General features: G+C 66.5%; 25 protein-coding genes and 1 pseudogene. 8 read left to right on the forward strand and 18 right to left on the reverse strand.

Annotated elements, in window-relative coordinates:
- Nucleotides 1-4: 4 nt before the first annotated feature.
- Nucleotides 5-2377 (reverse strand): hypothetical protein, encoded by a 2373-nt coding sequence (locus H7K45_RS28810; protein ID WP_263999588.1) that lies wholly within the window; start codon nucleotides 2375-2377, stop codon nucleotides 5-7.
- Nucleotides 2378-2496: 119 nt separating this feature from the next.
- Here H7K45_RS28810 and H7K45_RS28815 point away from each other — a divergent pair, with 119 nt between their 5' ends.
- Entirely contained in the window at nucleotides 2497-3792 is a 1296-nt protein-coding gene (locus tag H7K45_RS28815) for a serine hydrolase domain-containing protein (RefSeq protein WP_263999589.1), read from the forward strand.
- A 557-nt stretch (nucleotides 3793-4349) separates the two neighbouring features.
- On the opposite strand, the gene H7K45_RS28820 is transcribed toward H7K45_RS28815, so the two are convergent.
- The 5 genes and pseudogenes from H7K45_RS28820 to H7K45_RS28835 form a co-directional block, all read right to left on the reverse strand.
- Entirely contained in the window at nucleotides 4350-4547 is a 198-nt protein-coding gene (locus H7K45_RS28820) for a hypothetical protein (protein ID WP_263999590.1), read from the reverse strand.
- A gap of 222 nt (nucleotides 4548-4769) precedes the next feature.
- The gene (locus tag H7K45_RS31745) at nucleotides 4770-5090 is read right to left on the reverse strand and encodes an ATP-binding protein (RefSeq protein ID WP_372512680.1); all 321 of its coding nucleotides are present in this window, start codon (nucleotides 5088-5090) and stop codon (nucleotides 4770-4772) included.
- Nucleotides 5011-5769 (reverse strand): annotated as a pseudogene (locus H7K45_RS28825) (protein kinase domain-containing protein); the annotation flags it as partial. The pseudogene H7K45_RS28825 and the gene H7K45_RS31745, both read right to left, overlap by 80 nt.
- A 236-nt stretch (nucleotides 5770-6005) precedes the next feature.
- Entirely contained in the window at nucleotides 6006-6260 is a 255-nt protein-coding gene (locus H7K45_RS28830; RefSeq protein ID WP_263999591.1) for a hypothetical protein, read from the reverse strand.
- Nucleotides 6261-6618: 358 nt separating this feature from the next.
- Complete coding sequence (locus tag H7K45_RS28835) at nucleotides 6619-7230, reverse strand: TetR/AcrR family transcriptional regulator (RefSeq protein WP_263999592.1); 612 nt, start codon at nucleotides 7228-7230, stop codon at nucleotides 6619-6621.
- A gap of 111 nt (nucleotides 7231-7341) precedes the next feature.
- On the opposite strand from H7K45_RS28835, the gene H7K45_RS28840 reads away from it, so the two are divergent.
- A complete protein-coding gene (locus H7K45_RS28840) occupies nucleotides 7342-8019 on the forward strand; it encodes a nitroreductase family protein (protein ID WP_263999593.1) in 678 nt (225 codons plus the stop codon).
- 175 nt (nucleotides 8020-8194) lie between these two features.
- Here the strand turns inward: H7K45_RS28840 and H7K45_RS28845 are convergent, their stop codons facing one another.
- Nucleotides 8195-8575, reverse strand: coding sequence for a limonene-1,2-epoxide hydrolase family protein (locus H7K45_RS28845; protein WP_263999594.1), 381 nt, complete (start codon nucleotides 8573-8575; stop codon nucleotides 8195-8197).
- 175 nt (nucleotides 8576-8750) lie between these two features.
- Between H7K45_RS28845 and H7K45_RS28850 the strand changes: the two genes are divergently transcribed.
- Nucleotides 8751-9602: a helix-turn-helix domain-containing protein gene (locus H7K45_RS28850; protein ID WP_263999595.1), complete on the forward strand. Its 852-nt coding sequence runs from the start codon at nucleotides 8751-8753 to the stop codon at nucleotides 9600-9602.
- A 107-nt stretch (nucleotides 9603-9709) separates the two neighbouring features.
- Here H7K45_RS28850 and H7K45_RS28855 read toward each other — a convergent pair whose 3' ends face one another.
- Complete coding sequence (locus H7K45_RS28855) at nucleotides 9710-10138, reverse strand: hypothetical protein (protein WP_263999596.1); 429 nt, start codon at nucleotides 10136-10138, stop codon at nucleotides 9710-9712.
- 397 nt (nucleotides 10139-10535) lie between these two features.
- On the opposite strand from H7K45_RS28855, the gene H7K45_RS28860 reads away from it, so the two are divergent.
- Together H7K45_RS28860 and H7K45_RS28865 are read left to right on the forward strand one after the other, a co-directional pair.
- On the forward strand, nucleotides 10536-12533 hold the full coding sequence (locus tag H7K45_RS28860; RefSeq protein WP_263999597.1) for an alpha/beta hydrolase family protein: 1998 nt from the start codon (nucleotides 10536-10538) through the stop codon (nucleotides 12531-12533).
- 11 nt (nucleotides 12534-12544) lie between these two features.
- A complete protein-coding gene (locus H7K45_RS28865; RefSeq protein WP_263999598.1) occupies nucleotides 12545-13312 on the forward strand; it encodes an SDR family oxidoreductase in 768 nt (255 codons plus the stop codon).
- Nucleotides 13313-13400: 88 nt separating this feature from the next.
- Here the strand turns inward: H7K45_RS28865 and H7K45_RS28870 are convergent, their stop codons facing one another.
- The 4 genes from H7K45_RS28870 to H7K45_RS28885 are packed head-to-tail and all read right to left on the reverse strand — an operon-like array spanning nucleotide 13401 to nucleotide 17851.
- Nucleotides 13401-14459 (reverse strand): isopenicillin N synthase family dioxygenase, encoded by a 1059-nt coding sequence (locus H7K45_RS28870; RefSeq protein WP_263999599.1) that lies wholly within the window; start codon nucleotides 14457-14459, stop codon nucleotides 13401-13403.
- 4 nt (nucleotides 14460-14463) lie between these two features.
- Nucleotides 14464-15501 (reverse strand): adenosine deaminase, encoded by a 1038-nt coding sequence (gene add, locus H7K45_RS28875; protein WP_263999600.1) that lies wholly within the window; start codon nucleotides 15499-15501, stop codon nucleotides 14464-14466.
- Complete coding sequence (locus H7K45_RS28880) at nucleotides 15498-16463, reverse strand: isopenicillin N synthase family dioxygenase (RefSeq protein ID WP_263999602.1); 966 nt, start codon at nucleotides 16461-16463, stop codon at nucleotides 15498-15500. The genes add and H7K45_RS28880 overlap by 4 nt, the downstream gene beginning before the upstream one ends.
- Entirely contained in the window at nucleotides 16460-17851 is a 1392-nt protein-coding gene (locus H7K45_RS28885; protein ID WP_263999603.1) for a purine-cytosine permease family protein, read from the reverse strand. Before H7K45_RS28885 ends, H7K45_RS28880 begins: the two co-directional genes overlap by 4 nt.
- Nucleotides 17852-17948: 97 nt before the next feature.
- Between H7K45_RS28885 and H7K45_RS28890 the strand changes: the two genes are divergently transcribed.
- Nucleotides 17949-18527 (forward strand): helix-turn-helix domain-containing protein, encoded by a 579-nt coding sequence (locus tag H7K45_RS28890; protein ID WP_263999604.1) that lies wholly within the window; start codon nucleotides 17949-17951, stop codon nucleotides 18525-18527.
- A gap of 170 nt (nucleotides 18528-18697) precedes the next feature.
- Here H7K45_RS28890 and H7K45_RS28895 read toward each other — a convergent pair whose 3' ends face one another.
- Nucleotides 18698-19147: an acyl-CoA thioesterase gene (locus H7K45_RS28895; RefSeq protein ID WP_263999605.1), complete on the reverse strand. Its 450-nt coding sequence runs from the start codon at nucleotides 19145-19147 to the stop codon at nucleotides 18698-18700.
- 228 nt (nucleotides 19148-19375) lie between these two features.
- Between H7K45_RS28895 and H7K45_RS28900 the strand changes: the two genes are divergently transcribed.
- Complete coding sequence (locus H7K45_RS28900; protein WP_263999625.1) at nucleotides 19376-20371, forward strand: zinc-dependent alcohol dehydrogenase family protein; 996 nt, start codon at nucleotides 19376-19378, stop codon at nucleotides 20369-20371.
- A gap of 13 nt (nucleotides 20372-20384) precedes the next feature.
- Here the strand turns inward: H7K45_RS28900 and H7K45_RS28905 are convergent, their stop codons facing one another.
- From H7K45_RS28905 to H7K45_RS28920, 5 genes are all read right to left on the reverse strand, one after another.
- Entirely contained in the window at nucleotides 20385-20951 is a 567-nt protein-coding gene (locus H7K45_RS28905) for a hemerythrin domain-containing protein (RefSeq protein ID WP_263999606.1), read from the reverse strand.
- Nucleotides 20952-21059: 108 nt separating this feature from the next.
- Nucleotides 21060-21368 carry a hypothetical protein gene (locus H7K45_RS28910; protein WP_263999607.1) on the reverse strand — a complete coding sequence of 103 codons (309 nt, stop codon included), beginning with the start codon at nucleotides 21366-21368 and terminating at the stop codon, nucleotides 21060-21062.
- Nucleotides 21365-21553, reverse strand: a complete 189-nt coding sequence (locus H7K45_RS28915) for a hypothetical protein (protein ID WP_263999608.1) — start codon at nucleotides 21551-21553, stop codon at nucleotides 21365-21367. The genes H7K45_RS28910 and H7K45_RS28915 overlap by 4 nt, the downstream gene beginning before the upstream one ends.
- A 270-nt stretch (nucleotides 21554-21823) precedes the next feature.
- Nucleotides 21824-22132 (reverse strand): DUF333 domain-containing protein, encoded by a 309-nt coding sequence (locus H7K45_RS31750; RefSeq protein ID WP_372512681.1) that lies wholly within the window; start codon nucleotides 22130-22132, stop codon nucleotides 21824-21826.
- A 223-nt stretch (nucleotides 22133-22355) separates the two neighbouring features.
- Nucleotides 22356-22619, reverse strand: coding sequence for a hypothetical protein (locus H7K45_RS28920; RefSeq protein WP_263999609.1), 264 nt, complete (start codon nucleotides 22617-22619; stop codon nucleotides 22356-22358).
- Between the two features lie 121 nt (nucleotides 22620-22740).
- Here H7K45_RS28920 and H7K45_RS28925 point away from each other — a divergent pair, with 121 nt between their 5' ends.
- Nucleotides 22741-22920: a hypothetical protein gene (locus H7K45_RS28925; RefSeq protein WP_263999610.1), complete on the forward strand. Its 180-nt coding sequence runs from the start codon at nucleotides 22741-22743 to the stop codon at nucleotides 22918-22920.
- Nucleotides 22921-23041 lie beyond the last annotated feature (121 nt).

Here is a 23041-nt window from a genome sequence, read left to right on the forward strand (position 1 = left end):
GCCGTCAAGATTCCGGCTCGCCGCGTGGGTGCCGCTCGGGTTCCGCGGCGTAGCGGCGGGTGAACTCCGCGGCGCCAACGGGCCACTCCTCGCCGCGGGATCCCCGGACGATCCAGTCGCCCTCGCGCGCGGTCGTCGGGCCCTCGAGGGTGTCGACGGTTTCGCCGGCCCGCGCGGGCCGCGCCTGCACACCGCCCCGTCGACGCCACCGTCCGTCGCCCAGTTCGTCGTAGCTGTCGCGGAAGATGTCGTCGCGCACCGACCACACCCGGTCGTCCTGGTCGCGCACCGACCAGTCCCCTGCCGCCGCCGTCATCGTCTGGCCGCCGTCGGAGGTCCAGGTGAACGCCTCGTCCCGCCGTTCGGCGGTGACGGTGCCGACCCGCGCGAACGACCGCCACAGCGGCCGAGATCGGTACCCCAGCCGGCGCAGGCTCCACAGCGTGGCCGCCAGGCTGCGCACCGCGTCCTCGACGAATCGCTCGTCGGTCTCCAGGGCGTCCCAGCCGAGGAGCTTGTCGTGCGTGCGGTGCTCGTCGTCGCGGACGGGCCCGGACCGCCACCCGTGCTGGTGGTAGTAGCGCCGCCAATCCTCGTGTTCGAGGCGGGCCATCTCCAGTGCGGCGTCGGCGCCAATGCCCATCGCCGCCAATTGTTCGGTGGGAGAACGGCCGTCGACGTCTGCGTTGGTCACCGGGTGCTCGACGGCGTCACCCACGGTGTTCCAGGTGTGCCCGGCGACCCGTTCCACCATCCACAGGACGTTGCGCACCATGCGTCGGTTGGAGCCGCGGTGAAAGTCCGACAGTTCGGCCCAGGGCACCGACGTCGAGGTGCGCGGCGCGGCCGGATCGCGGGTGGCGACGTACCGCTCGTGGATGAGCATCGCGGCGCGTTCCCAGACGTCCTGGACGACGTCCTCGCCGTCCTCGATGCCCAACGCGGGCGAATACGACTGCAACCGGCCCGCCACCTGAATGGCGTCGTCGACCGACGCGGTGTTCACGTCGGGTGCGAACACGGCGGTCTGCGGAAAGCGGGCGGCCAACCGCGACGCAAGAGCGGCGTCGGTGTTGATCAGGACGACGGCGGTGCCGGTCGGGTCCGTGCCGGCGAGCAGGCGTTGCAGCGTCGCGACGGTGGGCGCTTGGGCGACCGCGTCGATGACCGGGCCGGCAGCGTCGACGCCGAGTCGGCGCCAGTAGAGCTGGTGGTCGTCGAGGAACTGTTCGGCGTCGACGCCGACGAGGGTCAACGTTGGCGGCGGCGCGGAATCCGGCGGGCAGTAGAAGGCCCGCTCGACCGCGTCGCGGGACGCGTGGGCGCAAATCGCCGACATGAGTTGTGACCCGCCGCAAAGTAATATGCGATCAACGGTGCCCAGTGCCCGGATGCGTTCGACGAGCCGGACGGCGGTGGCCTGGTACTTGCCCACGACGTCGGCCGCCCATCGCTCGTCGGTGCCGCCGAACTGCTGGGCGCGCCACGCCTCGGCGAGCCAGGGATCGTCGATGCGGACCGTCAGTGGCACGCGGCGGCGGTGGCCGACGTCGGCCAGCCGGGTGCCTATCCGGTCGAGCCACAGGAGGTTCAGTGCCGGGTCCGCACCCAGCAGGTGCAGTCGTTCCAGCTTGCACCACAGGCGAAGTGACAACACCGACGCCTCGTCGTCGAAGTCGACGAGGACCACGTGGGCACCGCGCCGGCGGACTTGCTCGATCCGTGCGTCGTCGACTCCGGTTAGTACCACCAGCGTTTCGCGGCGGTCCAGCGTGCGTGCCACCCGGCTGATGACGGGCAGCGTGTCGTCGCTGAGGCCGACGACGGCCGTGACCGAGGTGGCGAGGCCGGAGCGCAGTCGGTCGGTCTGGGTGCGGAACACCCCGGCCACCACACCGATGACGCCGGTGAAGAAGGCCGACAAAGCAGCCAGGCGCGCGATCTCGAGCCCCACCGGGGTCGGGTAGGGACAGACGTGGCCGCCGAGCGAGTAGTCGCCGGTACCGCCCTTCACCAGCTGCGCGGTGGCCATCATCGGCGTGAAGAAGGCGGGATGGGTGGCGTCGTGACAGGCCCAGTACGAGCTCAGGCCCAGGACCGCGCTGACGGAGACGAGCAACGCGATCAGCGTGAAGGACACCCCCACCAATTGGCGGGTGCCCGACGAACGGGTGATCGCCACGCAGACCGCAACCAGTACCGCCGCCGACAGGGCAATGCTGGCAATCGATCCCGGCCTGCCAAACCAGCTCAGCCAGAGCGGAAGCCGGTCGAGGAGCTGCGGTCTCACGGCGACCGTGGACAGGTAGACCACCACGACGAGTCCAACGGATCCCACGATCCAGCGCGTCGCCGGTGGCGGGGCTGTTCGCGACATGGATGGCAACCCTACTGGCGCAGAGCCGAACGGGCCGTGACTTCGCTCCGACGTGGCCGTGAGATCGAGAACGCGTCGAAGACCGGTGACCCGGGCCGCCCGCCGCCTACGATGCTGACGTGTCGGCAACGTCTCCCTCGCGTGCGGTCGCCGCAATGGTGAGTTGTCTGGTGGTCGCCGCGGCTCTATTCGCACCGACGGCCCGCGCGGCGGGTCCGGCGCAGGCATGCCGACCGGGTGCCGCAAGCACCGACGTGTTCTCCCGCGTCGGAGAGCAGCTTGCCGACTACCTCAACGCGCACAACGGATCCAACGGGTGGTTGTCGGCCATCGCGGTGGCGGTGGTGACTCCGACGGGCACCCAGATCGTCAACTGTGGCGTCACCACGCGCGGCGGGACCGCCGCCGTCGACTCCGCCACCCGCTACGAACTTGGTTCGGAGACCAAGGTGTTCACCGCCACCGCGCTCGCGCAGCTGGTCGAACGTCACGTCGTCGCCCTCGACGATCCGCTGTCGAGGTACTTCACCGGGACCCTGCCGGCCGCCGGCTGCCCCAGCGCGCACGGAGCCGAGATCACCCTGCGGATGCTCGCGACGCACGACGCCGGGCTACCCCGGGATCCGAAGAACGCCACCTGGGGTTTGCGCAATCCGATGGGCCGCGCCGGTTATACACGCGCCGACCTCGACGCATCCTTCGTGCGCGGATTCGCCTCGCCGTGCGCAGCGCTGCAGACTCCGCCGGGCACGGCGTACTCGTACTCGAATTGGGGATTCGCCCTTCTGGGCACCGCGCTCACCGACGCCTACTTCCGGTCCACGCATCCCGGTCAAGCGGTACCGAACGTCCCGGCCTACGGTGACATGATCCAGCAACTCGTCACCGGCCCGCTGCGGCTGCCGTCGACCGCTCTGGAACTCGACGGCCAGCCGGCCACGACCTCCCAACCCAGCTGCCCCGACGACGTTGCCACGCCGTGCTTTTGGAACAACACCAACGCCTACGCCGGTGGTGGCGGGCTGGTGTCGACCATCGCGGACATGGCTGCGTTCGTGGAGGCGAACCTGAGCGCGTCCGCGGGCGGCCCGTTGGCGCCGGGGCTGGCGTTGACCCGTCAGCCCGCCGGGTACGGGCCGGCCTGCCTGCACGCGCCGTCGTCGCCGACCTGTCAAGGTCTCGCCTGGGCGATCTGGCCGCCGGGTCCGCAGCGCCCCAGCCCGGCGTTTCGTACGTGGGAGAAGGACGGCGGCACGTGGGGATCGGCGAGCAACACCTGGTTCATGCCCGACGCGTGTTGGGGAATGACGGTGCTGACGAACTCGTCGTCGTCGACACCGGTGCTGTTGGGTCCAGCGGGTTTCGTATCCGAACTCTTGCGCAGCGTCGGACCCAGCCGATCACTCTGCCGATGACTCAGGCGAGGTTCGTGCAGTTCAAGCTCAAATAGAGGGAGTCGCCCGCTGCGCACTCGAGCCAACAGTCCCCTCGCGGCCACCCGGGTCCGTGTCCGCGACCGGCCGCCCTCAGCGCCCTCGGTCACCGACAGGTCGAGTCCGACGCCGCTTCGCCCGCCCCGACGAGCGGCTGCAGGCGACGGGGGCAGATCACCATTGCCGTCAACCGCACCAAGGACGGGGTGGTGTCGCGCTTCGTCAACAGCGGGCACGCCGCAGGATTGATCGTCACGCAGGGGTGGCCGAGGGCGAGTTCAGCCTGCCGTCGCCCCCACCGGCGAAAATTCTCTTTGCAATTGTCCGAGAGTCAATCCGAGTGCCCTGCGCCGCTACGCGCCTCGTTCCCGAACGCCAGACAAGCAACTCTCAAGGGATCACTGCCTAAAGCGGTGCCTCACAGGCTTTTGTGTCGTGGGCCGCCATGGTGCCCGTCGGTCGGACTCGGGGCCGCCTTCGAATACGCCTGGCCGGTGGTCGGCAGGCGGTAGGGCACGTCATCCGTTGGTGGAGGTGTTTTAGATGCGGTCGTGGTCGACGATGTCTTGAGCGGTGTTCTCGTCGAGAACGAATCCGGCTTCGGCGTAGTGCTTTTGCACCGCGTGGACGGCTTCGGGGTCGGCCACGCTGTCGGGTATGGCCGACACCGCCGAGGGAGTGATTCCCACCGCGGCCACGACGGCGTCCTTGATGATCCCCACGATTCCGTCACTCACCTGGATAAGCCTAAGCGTGGGGCGCGGTGGGTGCGGGATCTCGACGCGGCGCGTCCACAGCTCGTGAGTACTGTCGTCAGATTCGTAAGTCCGGCGCCTACGAGGATTTCTACCCGGGGAGACCGGGAAGCGCAGGGCGGGGGTTGCGCTAGACGCGCCGTAAGGGGGTCAGGCGGCCGTGACACCGGTCGGTTCGCCCCCGGCACGTCAGGGGGATGTGGGTCAGCCGCAGCTGGCGCAGTCGCCAGCCGGTGACAGTCGAAGCCCGCACGCGCAGAGTTGGCTGGCGCCAGTTGTAACCCCCGGTGCGGCGGGGCAACGGTGGAAGTGCAGGCACACTGTGGTGCCATCGTCGCGGCCGTCGATGGTCAGGTCGTCGGCCACCGCTCGCATCAGCATGATGCCGCGGCCGCGACTGGTGACAATGGCTGTGGGGTCGACCCACCTGCCGTGGTCGGTGATGCAGCACCACCGCTTCCGACCCCGCCGAGATGCCTTCCCGGCGTTGCGTGGGCGCCACCGGATCCTCGCGTACGTGCTGATATGCCACCGCGACTGGGGAGTCCCCGCGAAATGGCGGGTCACCTGTAAGCAGTTCGTATAGCACGCATCCGAGCGAGTACACGTCTGAACGCTCGTCGACCGCCTCCCCGCGGGCTTGCTCCGGGGAAAGATAGTGCGCGCTGCCGAGGACCGCGGCTGTCTGGGTGAATCGGGCGCCGGTGGTGGCGGTGAGGGTACGGGCGATGCCGAAGTCCATTACCTTCACTGCACCCATGGCGGTGATCATGATGTTGGCCGGCTTGACGTCGCGGTGGACGATGGCGTGTTGGTGGCTGAACTCAAGCGCCGCACAGACGTCTGCGACGACCTCGATCGCCGGCAGCGGTTTCATCGGGCCGTCGCGGTCAACGATGTCACCCAACGTGAGGCCGTCGACGTACTCCATCACGATGTAGGGCAACGGCCCGGTGGCGGTGTCGGTGACCCCGGTGTCGTATACCGCGACGATCGCTGGGAAGTTCAGTGCCGCAGCATTTTGCGCCTCACGCCGGAATCGGAGATAGGACCCGGGATCGCGGGCGAGATCCGCACGCAACACCTTGACTGCGACGTCTCGGTTCAACGACACGTCGCGCGCGAGATGCACCTCCGACATTCCGCCGAACCCGAGGACCTCGCCGACGTCGTACCGGTCGGCCAGTCTCCGAGGGAGGGTCACCGACTCGGCTCCAGCCCGTTCGAGCCCATGCGCGCAATCCGGATCGCTGTGCTGGACTCGCGCCCTCGCCGTGCCTTCACAGCTACACACACCGCCTTCTAGTTGTTGGCGACCACCCATGGCCGTGCTCGGAATCGTCCTGTTGGCGCCGGATTAGTGCTCATCACCCCCGGACCGCGGAAGTTGTCCGGGTCGTCGTCGGCGTGCTGCGCTTGGTCCTAGCAGCCACCGAGTTGTCAGGCGAACCTGTTGTGCTTTGCACCAGGTAGAGACGGGCCCCGGTGGCGAAAGCGCTGATAGGCGTTGCCGCGACGCATTCCCAACGTGTCGCCGATCTCCCCCCACAGCACGCCGGCCTCTCGGGCCGCGTCAACCGCCGCGCGCAATCTTTCATCGGCAGCGGCGACCGCCGATCTTCCTCGTTCCTTGGCCGCCTCGACGTCCTGGGCGGCGACCGTCAGCTCCCGTCGGGCGGCGGCTGGGTCCGTCATCATCATCACCAATCTCGGTCGGGCGTCATCGGCCACCGTTGTCTCCACACTCGGTCGTGCACGCATTGTCGTTGCGCCGTCGGCGCCTCAGCACACCTCTAGGGGTGGCCGTTCCGCGACACCGTCATCGGTGTCCGTCACGTCAAGCGCGGTCAGTACCGCTGCGGCGCTGTGCTGCACCGGCGGCCGGTGGCGTCGGCCTCAGCCCCAAAGCTGCCGGGGTGACAAACCCTCAGCAACGAGGCGCTGAATGATCGAGCCCCCATGGCATATCGAGACCCGGGGTGGTTTCGTTACGTCCACCGAGCGCCAACAGCTCGTTTTGCGGTGGGGCTGGACTATCAGCCCCGCGCCTCCGTCATCCCCGTTTAGCCAAACGGGTTGAGACGAACAAGGTATTCATGGTCGCGTCGATGGTTCGATCGATGCGGTGCGATTGGCTCTCCCCCGCGCGCGACAAGACCTGCAGACCAGTCAGCACCGTGGACAGCAAGACGGCAGCCGTGTCGAGGTCGACATCGGCACCAAGCGTCCCCTCCGCACGTGCCCGCGCGAGTGCGCCTCTGAACACCGACTCCATCCGATCACGATTGGTGTCCAGGCGCGCCGAGATTTCCGAGTCGCCATCGCCGTGCTCAACGGTTGCGTTCACCGTGAAGCACCCCGGCGGAAGCCCTACCTCGGGCAGCGCCGTGGCAGCCTTCAGCAGCGCCCGCACCGCGGCCAGCCCGGACTCGGCCCGCTGCGCGACTAGCTGTGGCACCTGTCCCCCGGCTCCGGCGAGGTAGCTGTCCAACGCCGCCAGGTACAGCCCGCGCTTGGAGCCGAAGGTGTCGTAAAGGCTGGCCCGCGCGATGCCCAACTCGGCCACCAAGTCCTGAGTGGAGGTGCGCGCGAAGCCGTTCCGCCAAAACAGCCGCATCGCGGCGTCGAGCGCCACCTCCGGATCGAATTCCTTAGACCGCGCCATGACCTCGAGCCCAACCCGTCAGTGATTGCGTAAACCAGCTCACCCAATCGAATTCTAGATCAGTCAGTCTAGAATTGCTTAGTGTCAGCGTGAACCCCCGAAAGGAAGTCCATGACGCACCAACACGCACACCACCACCTCGGGTTGGACGCCGACGCGGTGCTGACTACCACGCGTTCAGTGCGCAAGCGACTGGATCTGGACCGACCGCTCCCCCGCGCGCTGGTCGAGGAGTGCGTGGAGATCGCCACCCAAGCGCCGAGTGGACGAAACCGACAGCGTTGGGACTTCGTGCTCGTGGACGACCCTTCGCTGCGGGCCCAGGTCGCCGAAATCTGGCGGCGCGGGCTGGATGTCGGCGTGCCGGGCACGGGGGGACCTCGTGACGTCAGCCGCATGAGCCCTGACAGCGGCGAATGGGACCGAATAGCAGCCAGTCTCGACCACTTGGCCCTTAACCTCCACGAGGCGCCCATCTTGATGATTCCATGCGTGCGGGTGAACTCCCGCCAGGAACTGTCCACCGTCCGAGGGCAGGCCGGCGCGTGGGGTTCAGTACTGCCGGCGGTCTGGAGCTTCATGCTCGCCGCCCGCGAGCGTGGGCTCGGAACAACCTGGACGACATGTCATCTCAGCTACGAACGCGACATGGCCGAGCTACTCGACATCGACTACGGCCACGTCGTGCAGGCCGCATTGAGCCCGATCGCCTTCACCCGCGGCACCGCGTTTCGCCCGGCACCGCGAGCCGACCACCGCACGTTCATCCACTGGAACCGCTGGGACTGAGAAGCGTCTGTGTCGTGCGTTGGGGGCGCCGTGCGCGTCTTGTTCGATGATGAATTCGCCGACGTCCCCCAACTTGGCTCGGTCCCTTGGGCGTCGACGACACCGCCGCTGCATCGGCGGCATCCCGTGCTCCCCGCCGATTGAGCGCCACGCCTACGTTCACCTTTGGCGCCTGTCAGGCGTTGGTCGCCGCGCCGGCCGTGCCGGAATTCGCGGGCGGGATGAAGTACTCCCGCATAGTGATGATGCGCCCGTCACGGATTTCGGCGACGCCGGCGACGCGCGCAGGCATCAGTAATTCGCCAGCGGCATTGTAGAAGGCGTCGATGCGTTCGGTAAACACGTGGGGACCCTGTGACACAACGAATTTGAAGTCGACGATCATCGTCTCGAACCCGGGCGGCTCGGCGTCGACGAGCGCTTTGGCCTCTTCGATGCCCACCGTGGTGATGAGGCCGACGTTCTCCCATACGGTCTCTGCGGTGAAGAATTCGTCGAAGGCTGCCATTGCGGCGGCTTTCGAGATGCTCCAGCGTCCGAAGAACTCGCGGAACACGGCGGCGGGGTCCGTGGCAGAAGTGGTGGTGTCGTTGGTGTCGTGTGTTCGTGTCATGCCGTCTAGCGTGCCGAGCGGATCCGCGGCGGGGAACGGCCAGTCATAGCCCCGACTGCACGCAACCTAGGACAGGTTCGTCCCTCCCCCGGACTGCTGGGGCCGGAATAATGGGGAGATGGTCAGTCGCTCGGATTCCGCCGGTTCCCTGGGGAGCTTCCTGCGGGCACGGCGCGCCGAGCTGGACCCCGGTGAGGTGGGGTTACCCGCGCTGGCGAGCCGTCGGCGCGTCCCCGGTCTGCGCCGCGAGGAGGTCGCTCAGCTGGCGGCCATCAGCCACGACTATTACGCCCGACTCGAACAGGGCCGCGTTGCCCCCTCGCCTGCGGTCTTGAACGCTCTGTGCGATGTCCTGCGACTCGACAGCGAGCAACGTAGTTACCTCCATGAACTCGCCGGCAGGCCAGTGCTCGAGCGACGTGCGCCCACATCGGATCCCATTCGGTCACGGGTTCAACGCCTCCTCGATGCGATGACGGGGGTTCCCGCCTTCCTCTTCGATCGTCGATTCGACATCCTGGCCTGGAACGCGTTGGCCGCCGCGGTCTACGTCGACTTCAGCGCCATCCCGCCTGGCCAGCGCAACTATGTACACCTGGTCTTCACCCACCCCGACTTCCGCACGCTCTACGCCGACTGGGATGCCGTCGCCCGGGACTGCGTCGCAACACTGCGCAGATCTGCCGCCCAAAACCCGGATGACCCTCGTCTGCTCGCACTGGTCGACGATCTACGCACCCGCGACGACAGTTTCCGCACCTGGTGGGGAGTGCACGAGGTGGTCGATTTCAGTCGCGGAACCACGATCCTGCGCCATCCGGTCGCCGGCGAGCTCACCTTGGACTGGGACACCTTCGCCAGCGACGCCGACCCTGACCAACGCTTGATGACGATGACCGCACCCCCGCACAGCCCCACCCACCAGGCGCTGCAGTTCCTCAGCTCCTGGAACGACAGCACCGTCCAGTAAAGCTTTCTCTCGCGGAAGAACTTCAAGGCCAGGTGTGTCTCGTCGTAGTTGCCGCGAATGCGCGGCAATGTGATCTACGAGTGCGACACCGTCGAGCGCACCGGCGATCAGAACGAATCCACGTGTTGGATGCTGACGAACATGCCATGGCCGTAACGGTCGTTGGTGAATCGCGTGCCCTGGTCGCTGGGCAGTATCGTCCAGCCGTGGTAGTGGTAGGTCTGGCCGTAGTGCAGGACGGTGTCATCGGCTGGGGCGCCGACCATCCCGACGGAGGTGAACGTCAGATCGCCGTTGGCGGTCACCATGGCCGAATCATGTCCGATCCCTACCGCCGGCAGGTCCGCGTTCAACCCCTGGCAGAGCACCGTGTCGTCGCCGATGGAACAGCGGGTGGCTCCCGACTGCGTGTGTACGTAGGTGTAGTCGTCCGCATTCGCGTACACAGCCGGCATTGCGGCCGCCGCACACAGCATCAATCCGCCAGCGATTGCCAGCCGACGCCAGCCGCGTTGGTCGGTGATGTTGGTGGTCATGGCACTTCCTTTGACGGGTTAGGTCTTTCGTGGTGTCCGCGGCTCGTGCCGCTGATGTGATGACTGTGCCCTAGCGGGTCGGCGAAGCCCGTCCGCCGATCGGCCGCGAAACGGGACGAAACCCATGTCCCCCGATGGGGGGAGGTCACGATGGCGCCGGCACCAGGCAAGACACGGTCTCCGGATCTCGGGCAAGACCCTCCAGCGCCGAAACATAGCGTTCAAAGCTGCTGTGCGACAACCATATTCACAGCTTTGATAGAACTCCAAGAATGCAGCCATGTCGCCACTGGCTAGGAGTGTGCCGTAGGTGTCGGGGAGCAACCTTTTCTTCAAGGCCATCCTCTCTCGGCCGACACGAGCAGCATTCAGCGGCCCGGGATTAGGCTGAAGCGCCATGGCGCACTTTGGCTCGTGGACCACCCCGATCACCTCCGAGCTTGTCGTGCGCGCCGCGGCCGGACTCGGCGGCGTGAGTGTGCGGGGTCGCACCGTGATCTGGGCCGAACAACGACCTGAGGAGGGCGGACGTACCCAACTCGTCCGCCTCATCGACGACGGGCCGGCCGTCGACCTGCTGCCTGCGGGGGCCAACGCCCGCACCGCCGCCCACGAGTACGGCGGAGGGGCGTGGTGGGTCGCGGGTGACACGCTGTGGTTTACCGACTGGGCCGACCAGCGCCTCTACACACTCCCCCTTACCGGGTCGGCGTCACCGGTGCCGATGACCCCGGAGCCCGAGGTGCCACGCGGTGACCGCTGGGCCGACGGCTGTGTCACCGCGGACGGGCGGTGGGCGCTGGTAGTGCGGGAGCACCATCCCGCAGGCGGCGGCCCGGCCGACGTCGTGAACGAGATCGTGGTGCTCGACGTGTCGGGTCACCTGGCGCCGCGGGTGCTGGTTACGGGTCCCGACTTCGTTTCCGACCCGCGAATTTCGCCCGACGGCGAGCGACTCTGCTGGCTGCAGTGGTCGCATCCGGACATGCCGTGGGACGGGACCGAGTTGTGCGTCGCGGACGTCGAGGACACCGACACCGGTCCGGTGCTGGGTCAGGCCACGGTGGTGGCGGGCCGGCCCGACGCGGGCCCCGGCGGTACGGGTGACGGCGAGTCGGTGAGCGAACCACGTTGGGCCGACGACGGTGCGCTGTGGTTCATCTCCGACCGGACGGACTGGTGGAACCTGTACCGGTGGGTGCCCGGTGCCGACCGCGTCGAGGCCATGGTGACGGTGGATGCCGAAATCGGCGGCCCACAATGGGTCTTCGGACAATCCAGCTACGCGTTCCTGTCGGGTGGGCGCACCACGTTCGCCTCGTCGCGCGACGGGCTCGGATACCTGGCAATGCGTCTCGCCGATGGTCGTGTCGTCGACCTCGACGTGCCCTACACGTCGTTCGGCTCGATTCGGGCCGACGGCGACCGCATCGTCTTCGTCGGCGCGTCCGCCACCACCGAGCCGGCCGTGGTGTCGGTGCTCGTCGACGACGGGGGGACGGTAACGTTCAAAGAAATCATCCGTCCGCCAAGGGATCTCGGGATCGACCGTGACTGGTTTGCGACACCCGATCCGATCTCGTTCCCCACCAGCGGTGGCCGTACCGCCCACGCGCTGTTCTACCCACCGACCAATCCCGACGCCGTCGGCGAGCCCGGCGAGCTGCCGCCTCTGCTCGTGCTGATTCACGGCGGCCCCACCAGCGCGGCCCGCTCGATGCTGCAGCTGGGTACGCAGTACTGGACCAGCCGCGGCTTCGCCGTCGTGGACGTCAACTACGGCGGGTCCACGGGGTACGGCCGGGCCTACCGCAATCAGCTGCGACGGCAGTGGGGCGTCGTCGACCTCGACGACTGTGAGGCGGCCGCCCGCTGGCTGGGCAAGCAGGGCCGCGTCGACCCGGCCCGGTTATGCATCCGGGGCGGCTCGGCGGGGGGCTACACGACGCTCGCGGTCCTTGCCTTCCGTGACACCTTCGCCGCAGGCGCCAGCCATTACGGCGTGGCCGACCTGGAGGCGCTCGCCACCGAGACCCACAAGTTCGAGAGCCGCTATCTCGACGGCTTGATCGGTCCCTATCCCGAGCGTCGCGACCTCTACGTCGAGCGCTCGCCCATCCACCACGTCGACGGCTTCGACCGGCCGCTGATCGTCCTGCAGGGTCTCGACGACGAGGTCGTACCGCCTAATCAGGCCACGATGATCGTCGATGCGTTACGCGCCAAGGGCGTACCCGTCGCCTACGTGGCGTTCGAGGGCGAGCAGCACGGATTTCGCCAGGCGGCCAACATCCGGCGTGCGATGGAGTCTGAATTGTCCTTCTACGCACAGGTTTTTGGCTTCGCGCTGCCCGAGCAGGAACACATCGAACCCGTGCCCGTGCACAACCTGTGACAGGAGTACTCGTGGACTCGACCCTAGCGGGACGCGTGGCGCTGGTGACCGGGGGCGGACGAGGGCTCGGGTTGGCGATGGCCGAGGCCGTGGCCCGCGCGGGAGCGACCGTCGCGCTCCTCGACGTGCGTGACGAGGTGCACGACGCGGCCGAACAGCTGAGCGTCGCCACGGGCGCCGGCGTGGTCGGAGTGGTCGCCGACGTGACCGACGAGGCCTCCGTCGATGCCGCACTCGACCAGGTCGCCGACCGGCTCGGGGTGCCCGAAGCCCTGGTCCACGCCGCGGGAGTGGCGGACACGACCAGCGCGCTCGACATCACGCCTGAGCGGTTCCGGCAGATCGTGGACATCAACCTGACGGGGACGTTCGTCGTCTGCCGGGCCTTCGCGCGGCGCCTGATCGTGGCCGGGCAAAGCGGCTCGGCCGTCACGATCGCCTCCATGTCGAGCCTGCGCGTCAATCGGCCCCAGGACCAGGCCGCGTACAACGCGTCCAAGGCCGGCGTCGCCATGCTGACCAAGAGCCTGGCCGTGGAGTGGCTGCCGCTGGGGATCCGGCTCAACGCTATCTCGCCGGGCTACTTCGCCTCGGAACAGACGCTCGCGGTTCCGCGGGACGCACCCGAGCAGTTCGCCCAATGGATGGCCCACACCCCGGTCGGACGGATGGGTGAACCCCACGAACTCGGCCCGCTCGCGGTCTACCTGCTGAGCGATGCGTCCGCCTACGTCGTGGGCCAGTCGATCGTGATCGACGGCGGTTACACCGCGCTCTGACTGAGCTCTCCCGCCGGGGACGCCGCGCCAGCCTCTCGTCGAGCTTGCACGTGTCGAGGCAATTCTCGGTGACCAGACCGCAGGTCGTTCACGACTGCTTGAACGACGAAGCCGCCAGTACCCGGGCGGCCTCGCGGACTGCTGCGACGTTGGACTTGCCCTGCCGCGAGCCGGCTAGCTTCGCCGCGATGTGGTCGCCCACGGTCACCGGCTCGTAGGCCAGCCCGGCGTCGGCGTCGAGATAGCTTGGGGCCGTCGAAATCACCGCGTCGACGTTGCCGTCGTGAAAGAATGCTGCAGAACGCCGACGCCTGATGGTTCCGTCGACGATCGGTGGCTTCACCCTGTGCAGCGTCGACATCCAGTGGTCATTGGTGATGTGGGCGGTCAGATCGCCGAGGTTGACCAGCAGCGCGCCGTCGATGGGCGAGACGTCGTGCCACTGCCGATCGGTGCCGAGCACCTGCAGACCGGCCACCTGGTCGGCCCACAACACGGTGACCAGGCCGAAGTCGGTGTGCTCCCCCATCCCGGTGAGCTCGCCGTCGAGGTTTATGGTGCCTTCCGGAAGCGCGTAGTTGTTCATCCGAAGCACGTCCACGGAGTGGTCGGCAAGACGCTCGAAATGGTCGGCATCCAATCCCAAAGCGACGCAGAATATCTCGGTCAACGTTCTCGCCACCCTGCCGGCCTCGGAAAAGTAATCGAGGACGGCCGACTCGAACGCCGGCACCTCACCTGGCCAGATGTTGATGCCGTAGTCGGCCTCGTCGAGGTCGAGTCCGGCGAACGAGCGTGCCTCCACACCGATGTTGAACGCCTCGAAGAAGTCGTTCATCCGCGTGGCCGATTCAACCCCGAGCGACAAGCTCAGTGACTCGCTCTTGGGTGGGCTGTATCCCCGGTTGGCGCCGTGCACCCGGTAACCGTTCTTGATCTCGGCAGCCAGTCCAAAGAAGGCGTCCATGCCGGATGCCAGTCCGTCCAAAATCGGCTGAGGTATGCCGTGGCCGAGAATCTGCATGAAACCCACTCTGCTGCAGGCATCGTCGACGGCGGTGGCGACCGCGCGCCTGGCCGAGGCCGAACCTGCGGTGACCCACGGCGTGATGTCGATCGCCGGCACTTCGAATGTCGGGGTGCTCATCGGGTTACTTCCATTCGTCGTGGTGCTCTGCAGCGCCTGGTGTCCAGGATGCCAGGCGGGTCCGTAGTGCCGCCTTGTCTGAGGCGTCGAGCCAACAGGAGTCGATTGCGTTGGCGGTGAAGGCAACCAACTGTGCCACCTCGTAGCCCAGTGCGTTACCCACCGCGTAGTAGTCGTTGGAGGGGTCGGTGCCGAACATCGGTGGATCGTCGGAATCGATGCACACCCGCAGCCCGGCGTCGACCATCTGCCTGATCCGCCGGTGGCTGCCGTCGCCGGAACCGCTGTAGCGCCCAATGTCTGAGCTTACCGGCGTGCAGGTGAACGGGAGCTGTTCCTCGGCGCAGCGTCGGGTGATTCTCTCGTCGGACACCACGTGGTAGCCGTGATCGATTCGGGTGCAGTGCAGCTCGTCGAGGAGGGTGACCACGTGCGCCGGAGGCCCGCTTTCCGAGTGCGCCGTGCGGTGGAGCCCGGCACGCTTCGCGAACGCGAAGACGGGCGAAAAGGGAGCCGGCGGGCCCAGGATCTCCTGGTAGTCCAGTCCGATGCCGACCACCTCGTCGACGCGGTGTTCGACGACCTCTTCGACCAGCGAGAATGCTTCGCCGACGGTGTGTTCTCGGTTTATCGCCACGATGATGCGGCTGTCGATGCCGGTGTCGGTGCGAGCGTCCCGCATGCCGTCCACGATGCCTGCCAGCGCAGAGGGATACGGCAGCTGGCTGGGCTGTGGCGTCACCGATATCTCCCGATACCAGACGTTATGGTGGGCGCCGAAGTCGGTGAGCGATTCATAGGTGATACGACGGTAGTCGTCACGAGTGTGCAGACTCGTCCCGATCAGATCGTAGATCGACATGAACTCACCGAGATCGGCATAGGCGGTGCTGTCGTAGACCGTCGCCGCGCTCGGATCGCCGGGGAACAGTACGCCCGCGCGGGCAGCGAGTTCGACAGCCGTCGCCGCCGGTACGGATCCCAACAGGTGGCAATGCAGGCTGACCTTCGGAATATCTCGTGCCAGAGCGCGAGTGATCACGGGACCGCGATCGCCTCGTAGCGTGAGCGCAGATACTGTTCAGCCGTCACCGGTTGATAGTCGTTGGACCGACCCAGCGGCGGTGGGAATGACTCGATGACCTGGTCGAGGTTGGCCTCGTAGAAGAAGATCAGCGAGATCAGCTCTTCGTCGGGCGCCTCGGCACTTGGCGGCAGCACCCGGTGCATCGTCGAGGTCCACCGGTCACCGGTCCAGCGAGCCATCAGGTCCCCGATGTTGATGGTGTATGCGTCCACGACCACCGGGGCGTCGATCCACTCGCCGTCTCGGGTGCACACCTGCAGGCCGCCGTAACCGGCCTCCCGGTCCAGAATGGTGATGGTGCCGAAATTGGTGTGTGGCGCAATCCGGTACTGCCCGTCGAGGACGGGCCCAGTTCGGTTCAAGGCCGGGTACCGGTTGATGTTGAACGAATGGGGCGAGCCCGAACAGCGGTCGACGAACCAATCGGACGGGAGGCCTACAGCCATCGACAGCAACTCCAGCAGGTCGGCGGCCAGCGCCCGCATGGCGTGGGCATAGATCGTGCATAGTCGTTGCAGGGCAGGCACTTCCGCGGGCCATACGTTGGGCATGAACCACTCGGCGTCGACCTCGGCGTCCCCGCTGGTGCGCTCATGACCCGACACGAACGTTTCCTTGAGGTCCGGCGGGAGCTCGACGTCGAGCAGGTACCCGTTGGCCTCCTTGCCTGGAGGTATCCACCCGCGCCCACCGACCGTGGTGGCATACGGTTGCTTGGTCGCGGCCGGCAGGCCGAAGAACAGCCTGGCCGCGGCGCGGATCTCACTACGCAGATCGGCTGGGACACCATGGCCGGTGATCATCAGGAAGCCACTCTCGATCAAAGCGGTATCCACCGTCGCGGCCATCGCGGCACGGTCGGCGGCAGAGCCGTTGCGCCACAGAGAGAGGTCGACCAGCGGGATCGCGGCGGTCATTTAGAAGCTCCTTTGGTAAGGCGTAACAGAACCGGGTAGGCCAGCGCGCCGACGAGAAAACCGGCGACGATGCTCAGATCGGCACCGCCTAGAGCCTCGGCGACCGGCCCAACGAAGATCGTGGTGCTGATGCAGAGCGCCGCTGCGACCATGCCGAGAAGCTGGGCGCTGAGGCCCGCGGCCGAGAAGCTTTGCAAGACAGCCTCTGATGCGCGGGGGTAGCGGGCTCGACGCAGGGCCAAGTCGGCCAGAAATACCCCGGCCCATGGTGCGAACCAGATGATCATGAATAGGAGGAAGTTGCTGACGAACTGGTAGAAGCCGCCCGAAAGCACCACCGCGGCACCTACCACGCCGCATAAGATCCCGTCGACCAGCACGGCTTGCCAGCGTGAGATGCGGACACCGAGGGCTTGCAGCGTTACCCCGGAGGAGTACAGGTCGACTCCGTTCAGCGACACCATCTGGACGATCACCAACACCAGATAGATCACCACCAGCCACGCAGGGAAGACCTTCGACAGCCCGCCTACCGGGTCGGCTGCGTCTGGCATGGCGATGGCGATCGCCGCCCCCAGCGCCATCAGCAGGACCTGCGGCACGCCGGCGCCGAATGTCACGGCGGCCACGATGCGCAGACGGCTGGTGGTCGCGGGGAGGTAGCGCGAATAGTCCGCGCCGGCCGAGGCCCACCCGAGCCCGGAACCGCTGGCGGCCAACGCAACTCCGCCGAGGAACAGCGCCCACGAGGCGGGTGAGGTGTCGTTGAGCTGGAGGTCGTCGGTCACCAGCCAGGCCATCGCCAGGAAGATCGCTGCGAATGGGATGACCAGGAGGCGCAGCACTTTGGTGATGGCTGCATGACCGAACAGGGGCAGCACCGCCTGCACCACCGACAGCACGACGACGATCAACAGCTGTCCTGCGGTGGACACCTGGACGCCGGCCAGGTTCAGCAGCGCGTTGGTGGCCAGAACCATCACCACGAGGTCGAGCACCTCGTAGCCGAGCATCATGATCCAGTTGAAGAACGCGACCGGCCGTACGCCGAACCGACCGAAGATCAGTTGCGAGACGCCGAACGTCGTCGTGCCCGCCGCGGGACCGGCGATCGAGACCACCCCGGCGATGACCCAGGTCAGGTTTCCCAGCAGGATCGCCGCCAGCGCCTGCCACCAGTTCAGGCCCATCGTCACCAGGAGCGTGCCGTACACCACGGTGAGGACGTTCATCACCAGCCCGGCCCACATCGCGCCGAGGTGCCAGGGGCGGCCGTGCCGTTCGTCGTCCGGGATGTATTCGATGCCGCGTTGTTCGATGCTGAGGCCGGAGGCGTGATTGCTTGCGCCTATCTGCTCCTCAGCGGGATCCTGCTCTATTGTTGTCACGGTTGTCCTGTCGGTCGATACTGCATTGATAAGTGACAGCAATCAGATTGGCGATTTGATATGTCACATCTATCAAGACTGCGTTGCGAGGATGTTAATGACTGCCGAGCCAGGCCTGGACGAACACGCGCTGGCGGTCCGTACCGGCGCGACGATCCGGGCCATCCGCGAGAAGTGTCAGTTATCGATGCGGGAGGTCGCGGCCCGCTCGGGGATCAGCCAGCCCTTCCTCAGCCAGATCGAACGTGGCCAGAGCATGCCGTCCATGGTCACCGTCTACCGGTTGGCCGAAACTCTCGCCGTCACGCCCGGCGACCTGTTGCCGACAAGCACGGAATCGAAGGTGACGGTGGTGCGCAGCACCGAAGGCCGGCTACTGCCGGTGGCCGACCGGCCCGACGCCGCACTGGGACGCGTGCTGGTGCTCAGCCCAGACGAGCGGCTGCAGATCATCGAGTACCGGATCGAACGCGACCAGTACATCGGCGAGTGGTTTCAGACACCCGGAATCTTGGCCGTGTACGTGATGTCCGGTCAGCTCGACGTAGTGGTCGAGGGTGCGGGTACCTATCGCATCGGTGCGGGCGACCTGATCAGTCATCCCTCGCCGTTGCGGCACCGGTGGCTACTCGTCGACGACGAACCAGCCGACGCGCTGCTGGTGATCACCGAATAGCTCAACGCGTCGGTATGTGAAGTGAACTGCCCGTGGCGATGACGGCGTCGCCGAGTTGGGCGAGCGCAAACCGCGATGCTGGAAGATGGCGCTGGTGCTCGTATTCGAAGCAACGCATCCGGATCGAGTCCGACGAATGGCACCAACCCCGGAGACGGTTGCCGAGGTCGTCAGCGAGTGGGGCTGCGACGGTCTAACGAGCCCATCAGACCCGTGAGGTAATCGACTGCCTCGCTTGACAGATGGCGGGACCTCTTGGTCTCTTGGTCAACGTGGACGATGACGGTTTCCGCCGTCGCGTTGCATGTGTCGCGTTGGAATAGTGCCTGCGTCAGACGGATCGAGCTGGAGCCCACTTTGGTTACTCGGGTTCCGATGACGACTTCGCCCGGCCAGATGATTTCGGCCAAGAAATCGACGCCGAGGTGGGCAATCACGAAGGAGCACCCGTCGTCCGCTACCGGGTGCTGCCCAAGATGCAGCAGTTCGACCCGTCCAGTCTCGAGAAAGCTTGCAAAGACTGCGTTGTTGACGTGGCCTTGACGATCGGTATCGCCGTACCGGATCTTGTCGAGGGCCCGTCCCGGGAAGTCGTCGATACGAATTTCGTTGTCGTGCATCGTGACATGATCGCCCGTCAACACCGGGGTCGACAAGCCGAGCGCCAGCCATCACCCGGCGACGTCTCCCTGCCGGTCAGAGCTACGTAGATGCGGAAAGCCCATTTCGGGAATGTATTCGCCCAAGGCGAGATTGCAACGCTTCGGTGCGTGAGTGGACGCATCGACCTTGAGTAGAGATCGCACGGCTGGGAGCTGCTGATGACGACGTTGATGAGGCGTTGGGAGATGGACGCAATCGGGCGCGACGAACTGACGCTAAGAGAGGTCCCTATCCCCCGCCCGGCGTCGGGAGAGGTCCTAGTCCGGGTGGGTGCCGTCGCATTGAACTTTCGCGACAAGATGGTCATAGAAAGCGGCAGGAACCTTCCGCTCACATTCCCCTTCACACCCGGGTCCGACCTCGCCGGCACCGTCGTCGAGTTGGGAGACAACACCGTTCGCTTCGGTGAAGGCGACCGCGTCATCTCGACGTTCACACCGGACTGGGTGGACGGCCTGCGCCCGGGCGACGCCCGAACCCCGGCATACCGCACCCTCGGCGGGTTCTACCCCGGCGTCCTCGCCGAGTACGTCGCAGTCCCCCAGGACTGGTTGGTCCGGGCGCCGACGACACTGAGCGACGCCGAGGCCGCCACACTGCCGTGTGCTGGGCTCACGGCATGGTTCGCACTCGCCGAACGCGGCCGTGTCCGTGCCGGCGAAACAGTACTGGTGGAGGGCACAGGCGGTGTCGCGTTGTTCGGCATCCAAATCGCCAAATTGCATGGTGCGAGGGTGATCGTCTCCGCAAGCGCCGACAAGCTGGGACGTGCCCTCACAGTAGGTGCCGACGAAGGCGTCGACCGCAGACAACCGAACTGGGTCGACGCCGTTTTGGCCCTGTCTGGCGACCGCGGCGTGGACCACGTCATGGAACTAGTCGGCGGCCCGCATCTAGGTCAGGCCGTCGAGGTCACCGCTGTCGGAGGGCACATCTACCAGATCGGCGCCCTCGACGGCTTCGAACTGTCTGCTCCCGCGATGCCGCTGATGCTCAAGGACATCACCATCCACGGCATCGGAACAGGGCATCGCCTCGCCCTCACGCGGCTCGTCGACGCGGTGGACCGAACGGGACTCATCCCGGTCATCGATACCCACTACCCCTTGAGCGAACTTCATGCAGCACTTGACCACATCGATCGTGGCGCCTTCGGCAAGGTGGTAATCGACATCGCGTGACCCGCGCCGGACGTCAGCGAAGTGCACTTTCGATCGCATCGCGCGCCCGGTCGAGCATGGACGCGAACGGCCCGGCCATCACGTTGGCCTTGGCCGACTCGACGCCGGGATGAGGGCGCGTAGGGGCGATGGCCTCGGCCGCTCGCACCGCGCTGGCCAAGCGCTTTAAATCGTCGGCATCGATTTCGCGCTGCAACAGGCTGAACTCTTCGGCCTCTTCACGATCGGCGTGCTCGACCACTGACTGCTGCAGTTGTCTCAGCGCGTCCGTGAATTCCTCTGAGCCGACGTCGAGCTTCTCCAAGCCTTGCAGCTGACTCTTTGCGTCGCGTTCCTCGCTCAACCGAGCATCGACGATCTCATCGCCGCGGTCGAGCTCGCTACGGGCACGAGGATGAACGATCATTTCCTCGGCGGTCTCGTGCACCGCCAGCAGCTGACGAAGGTCCACGAAGGCTCGCTGTCTGGCGTCGTCGCCGGACGCGGAGAAGACGTCATCGAACATGTCCTTGATCAGGTTGTGCTGTGCAGTGAGGAACTGCACGACGTCGTCAGTTGACTGCACGAATGTCTCAACCACGGTCGAACCTCCATTGCGGGTGGGCCTCAGCGCACCGGTGGGCTGCGGTGCTCGACGCGTCTACCCATGGTCCCCCCGTCGAAACGACTCGTCGTCAGGATGGCGGATTCACTCGATCTCCACCGCCAGACCGTCGTGCCGCTGCTCGAGTTCACTGCTCACACCCGTGAACAAGTCTCGCGCGTCCACGTCGATCCCGTGCAGACGTACCACCATCCGACCCTGGCCTCGCACCACCGCGATGGACCCGTTGGGCACCAAGTGATAGCGATGCTCGTCGCCGTCGGCGCCCGGCGACCCTGGGCTTCGCGAGTAGCCGTGGTCGTCGCGGAGCCGGTCGGCAACCGACACCACGACCTCCGCCTCGAATTCGGCTGGCTCGACGATGGCGGGTAGCTGCAGCACGAGCGCCGTCATTCGCCCGTCGATTCCCGACGGTCGACCGGGCCGGCGAACGGTACGTCCGGGTCGTCGTCGGCCGGCGGTTCGGGATCCCGCCACTCCTCCGCGCGTGTCGGCCGGTTGCCTTGAAGCATGCCGCTGAGTTCTTCTTTGAGCGCGTCGTCCTCGCGCTGACTGTGCTTGGCGTTGCCGCGTTCCATCAGCGTGCCTCCTTCGGTGAATCGTGTCCCAACGTCAGCAGACGACGCCGCCGGCCATCCCGGCTCGTGGTCGGCCTCTTGCGAATGTCTCCTGCTCACCGGTGGACTACCCGCGGTTCGGACGGACAACCACGTGATCTTCCGGTCCGACGCCCCGTCGAAATCCTCACCTGCTCCCAGCCCATGACATCGACCACGTCCGCGTTGGCGGATGAGAGGTCGCACTGGGCGTGCGTGGTCAGCAACCACTGACCGAAGTGCAGAGCAAACTCATTCCTGGGTTCGGTACAGCTCCCATTCTTCGACGACACGACCGTCGGGAAGGTGACAAAGACCAATTTCGCCGGCCGGATCCCCAGTCGTGATCTCGAGCGAGCCGCCCCGGCCCAAGCAGTACACCGACGCCGGGTTCGGAACTCCCATCCCGCCGCCGTCGCCGGCGGTCGATGACGGTGATGCTGCAGCCGTCGTGGGCGACCCCGTCGCGTTCGGCGCCGGTGAGGCCGACACGGCAGATGCCACGGACGAAGTCGCGGGGGGCATCGTGCCGTCACCGCCACTGCAGCCACTCAATGCCATCACGGCAACCGTAATGACCGCTGCCCGAACATCGGTCGCCAACTCTCGCCTCGCCCCCCGCGCCACTCAGAATCCAGTTCACGTAGAGCCGACCACGTCGGCGCAGCCTGCCTGTCACCTCATCAGGAAGGCAACGGTAGGCGTCAAGTGCAAAGATTCTGTAAATGTCCGCTGGACAGCCGTTCTCGCACGCCCGGCCGTCGTCTGCAGCGAGTTCTCTCCCTTAACCCGACCCGTCTGACGAGCCTCCCCCGCCGCTGTCGCCAGGTGACGGCGCAAAGATCGCGCCGCCGCCGCCGAAGTCGCCGGGAGACGGCGGAGGTGGCGTGTAGATCCCGCCACCGTCCTGGCCGGGCATCGGCGTGTAGATGCCGCCACCCGCCTCGCCGGGCATCGGCGTGTAGATGCCCCCACCCGCCTCGCCGGGCATCGGCGTGTAGATGCCGCCGCCCTCTTGGCCGGGCATCGGACCGGGCGGCACGGTCACCGTCTGAGTGGTCGGGACGGTTGGTGGAATCGTGTAGATCGTCTCCGTCGGCGTCGGGTACTGAGTCCAGTACTCAGTCGTCGGATTCGGCGCGGGGGCGCGGGTAACGGTCTGGGTGGCGGTGGTTGATCCGGGTGACACCGAACCCGATTGGCTGGTCTTCGTCGAGGCCGTGCTTGACCTCGTGGCCGACGCCGTTGCGGTAGTAGTGGTCGACGCTCCCGATGTGGTCGAGGTCGTCGACGTATCAGACGTGCTCGCAGTCGGCCCATCCTCGCCGGTGAGCGAGACGATCGAGTAGGCGACTGCTGCGATTAGCAGGACTCCGACCGCGCCGAGGCCGACCAGAGCCGCCGGCATGCGATACCAGGGCACGGGCGCCTCGGGGGCCGGCTCCCGTTCATGGTCGGCAGGGTTCCCGA

It is taken from the genome of Mycobacterium yunnanensis (assembly GCF_025823185.1).
GTDB classification, from domain to species: Bacteria; Actinomycetota; Actinomycetes; order Mycobacteriales; family Mycobacteriaceae; genus Mycobacterium; species Mycobacterium yunnanensis.